Annotated in this window: 4 protein-coding genes; all 4 read right to left on the bottom strand. The window is 36.4% G+C overall.

The window, feature by feature from the left end:
• Positions 1-1,253 (bottom strand): helix-turn-helix domain-containing protein (locus tag AAC037_RS20915; RefSeq protein ID WP_339905351.1); only part of this gene is annotated, 1,253 nt, incomplete at its 3' end.
• A gap of 155 nt (positions 1,254-1,408) precedes the next feature.
• Entirely contained in the window at positions 1,409-1,738 is a 330-nt protein-coding gene (locus tag AAC037_RS20910; protein WP_339905350.1) for a hypothetical protein, read from the bottom strand.
• Between the two features lie 594 nt (positions 1,739-2,332).
• Positions 2,333-3,103 (bottom strand): SDR family NAD(P)-dependent oxidoreductase, encoded by a 771-nt coding sequence (locus AAC037_RS20905; RefSeq protein WP_339905348.1) that lies wholly within the window; start codon positions 3,101-3,103, stop codon positions 2,333-2,335.
• Between the two features lie 543 nt (positions 3,104-3,646).
• On the bottom strand, positions 3,647-4,030 hold a 384-nt coding region (locus AAC037_RS20900; protein WP_339905346.1), incomplete at its 5' end, for a zinc-binding dehydrogenase.

Below are 4,030 nucleotides of genomic sequence, written 5' to 3'. Positions count from 1 at the left end.
CTTGGTGTCTTCCCTGTATTATTCTTAAAAAAAGCATTGAAAACAGTTTTTGAATTAAATCCGCATTCATAAGCCAAGCCTAATAGAGTGAGGTGAGTGTAAGTCTTATCAAGAGCCTTATGTTTAAAAGCTTCCAATCTAAATGTATTGATATATTCATTGAAGTTTTTACCTACATGTTCATTGAGCAACCAAGAAAGTTTGTTTGGATGGACGTTTATTTTATCAAAAAGAGATTTTAAGGATAATTGTGGATTGAGATACCCTTCTTCATCATCCATAAAACACACCAAGGCATTTAGAGCAGTCTTGATTTCATCGGTTTCCATTTTTATTAATGATTTCCCCCTCAAAATTTTAGACTTAATAGGTTTAATGTCTAATTCGGGATGTTCAAGTTTAATTTGTTGGAAACGCTTATCTTCCCTTAAGGGGGTTAAAAATGGATCATGTCTAAAACAGAAGTACTGTCCAATTTGATTTTCTAATCCAGTTTTTAATAATGCAAATGCATGATCGAGTTTTCCGGATTGGGTGGCATAATACAACTCCCATGGTAGAAATTCACTCTTATAATCCTCTTTTTGCCAAGATTTTTCCCCATTTCCTTGGATCAAGTTTTTTAGCCTCCAGAAATTATGTGCAAATGAAAATTGCTTGTTTTGGTCGAAACAAACATTAAATTCTTTATCCTTTTTTAGCAATAATAAACATGCCATTTTTACCTGATGGGCAAGGTGCAAATTGGGGTTAAGTTGGATTGCAATATCCATCCACTCAATGGCATTTTTATACTCATTTGCATAGAAAAAAATATTGCCTTTCATGAAACTGTGATTGGCAGAAAGTGGATTAATTTCAAGTGCTTTATCAATAATTGCCACTCCTTCATTAAAAGATCCAATCACAATATAGAGACCTGAAAGGGCCTCAAGAGCATCAATATTTGAAGGGTTAATTGATAAAGTTTTATTCAATTCGGCATGTGCTAATTTTAAATTCCAATGTAACAAAATGGCACAATTAGAAAGGGCAAGGTGATATTCAGGTAGATTTGTACGCGTAAGTTTTAATTTATTAAGATAAATAGTAGTCTGCTTTATTGCTTCAATTTTTGTAATCGCTTGCCACATAAATAAGTAACTATAGCACTGCACAAGTCCAAAATAAGGTATAGCGTAACTAGGGTCAATTTTAGTGGCTTCATTATAGTAACTGATTGCTAGATTAAAACTGTCAATATTCCATTTCAATTGATGATAACGTCCTTTTAAATAAAGGTTGTAGGCTTCTATTTTTTGGGTTGGGGCTTCAACCAAATGATTCTGAATGTCGAAATGCCCATAATTTTCTCTAATCTGGTCAGCTATAAGCAGGCTGATTTCATCTTGTAAGGCAAAAATATCATCTATTTCTCGGACCAAATGTGTCCACCATCTTTCGTATTGATTAGCTGAGCCGTGATTCGGACTCTTTTTTTGACTTTTCGTACACTTCCTTCTAAAATAGTACCTACTTCCAACTTTTTTCCAATAGAACGAACATCTTCATTTCTATTTTTAAAGGCAAAGGAGGAGGTTCTAGCAATGACTTTCAATCCCCGTACGTTGGTCAATGCATTGATGATTTCTTCAGTAATACCATCGCTAAAATATTCATTGTCAGGATCGGCACTCATATTGACAAAAGGAAGTACCACTATGGATTTATTTGAGTTATATCTATTGGCATTTTCCATTTAATCTAAACTTTTGAATTTCATACAAACGCTTATTGTGACCATTAGCATTTTTTAAAATTAAGTATTAAAAACAATTTTTGAATAAAATGTAAAATGCCTATTTGAAGCATCTAAGGCTTTTTGCAGGAAAATTACAAGTCGAAAATTATGGATCTGTAGGCTAAAGAATATACCAATATTTTCATTTAGCAACCAAGAGAGTTTGTTTGGATAAGGCATTAATTTTCCCATTAGCATTAATATCCATAAATTGAAATCTAAATATAGTTTTTCCTTTTCTAATATTTTTTGAGATAGCTAAAATGATTTCATTTGCCACCACTACTGTACTTTACACTTACACCTAGCTATCCAATTACCTCTAAAGACACGGGTAAATCAGTCTTATAGCAATTTTTAATTGGCAAATCGATGACAATCAGTTATTTCAAAAGTGTGGGAGAGGCCTATTAAATAAAAGATCAGGAAATGCCTCATTTCCTCACTTTCTAGGTAGTTGGTAGAGCAATAATTATTACATAAAAAAAAAGACTTGTGCTCTAAACAAGTCTTTTTTTACTAAAATATCAATTCAAAAGAAATTTTTATTCACTACCTTCCCATCCAGCCGCCATCTACCAACATGGTGGTACCATGCATATAATATGCAGCCTCAGAGCATAGGAATACGGTAGGCCCGGCAAAGTCTTCCGGCTTGCCCCAACGGCCCGCAGGTATCCTTCCAAGAATACTAGCTGATCTTTCCGGGTCATTCCGAAGTGCTTCTGTATTGTCTGTTTCAATATAACCTGGAGCAATGGCGTTGACATTTACCCCTTTGCTTGCCCATTCATTGGCAAATGCCATGGTCATCTGTCCTATAGCGCCTTTGCTTGCCGCATAGCCCGGCACAGTAATGCCTCCCTGAAAAGTCAGTAAGGAGGCGGTAAAGACGATTTTACCTGCTCCCCGACTCACCATGTCCTTACCGATTTCCCTGGTAAGTATAAACTGGGCATTTTGGTTAACTTCTATGACTTTGTCCCACATTTCATCAGGATGCTCAGCAGCCGGTTTTCTGAGAATGGTTCCTGCATTATTGATAAGGATGTCTATTACCGGAAAATCTTGTTTGACGTCATTGATAAAACCATATAAAGCTTTTCTATCACTGAAATCACAGGCATAACCTTTAAAGGTTTTTCCCAAGGCTTTAACTTCTTGTTCTACTGCACTGCCTGAGGTTTCGAGGCTGGCACTTACGCCGATTATATTGGCGCCAGCTTCTGCCAAACCTATGGCCATGGCCTTCCCTATCCCTCTTTTACAACCAGTTACCAAAGCTGTTTTACCTTCTAAACTGAAAGAATTCAATACTGACATTTCAAATTGTTTAAATGTTAAAATTTTTAATACCTCGAAAGAGGTAATTTCGTAATGATTTTGTCAACATTGTTGCAGAAAAAAGCAACAATATCGCCAAAATCAAGATATGCTTATTCTTTTATACCAAGGGCTTTCACCCTTGGCTATGATATGACGCCCCGTTGGGGCTTGGTGAGGTCTAATGAAATAATCCCCAACCCCAGTAATAAATAATCCTTGTAATTTTGTCAGTATTGTTGTCGAAAAACAGCAACAATACCGCCAAAATTTAGCTGTGCTTATTCTTTTAAACCAAGGGCTTACACCCTCAGCTCTGATATGACGCCACGTTGGGGCTTGGTGAGGTCTAATGAAATAATCCCCTACCCCAGTAATAAGTAGGCGTTATGATTTTGTCAGTATTTTTGTCGAAAAACAGCAACAATACCGCCAAAATCAAGGTCTGTTTTTTTTCCTCTGTCTATGGGTTTAAACCCATGGCTACCAATTAAATCCTGGATATTTGAGCAAGATAGATGGAAGATAATGTTGAATTTTATTTTATAGCTGGCAATCCATTAATACTTTCAAACCTGAAGGGTTTTTATCGATGGACTCAAAAACCTGCTGGATATTGCTCAAAGGTTGCACATCGGTAATCATTTTTTCAAAAGGAAGTTCATTGGCAGTAATCAGCGCAATGGCTTTCTCGTAATCTTCCTTTTCATACACCCTTGCCCCTATTAGCTTCAACTCTTTCCAAAAGAACTTGAAAAGGTCTACCGGTTTCTTCTCCCCGTGAATGGCCACCATTACTATTCTTCCTCGTATCCCTGCCAATTCGGTCATAACATCTAATGCAGGCTGCACTCCTGCTACTTCAAAGACTACATCTGCTAGTCTTCCTTCTGTTTGCTCCCTCACCAATTCAACGATATCTGTTTT

Origin of the sequence: uncultured Cyclobacterium sp. (genome assembly GCF_963976465.1) — a bacterium.
Classification (GTDB): Bacteria; Bacteroidota; Bacteroidia; order Cytophagales; family Cyclobacteriaceae; genus Cyclobacterium.
This window is presented reverse-complemented; position numbering and strand designations above follow the sequence as displayed.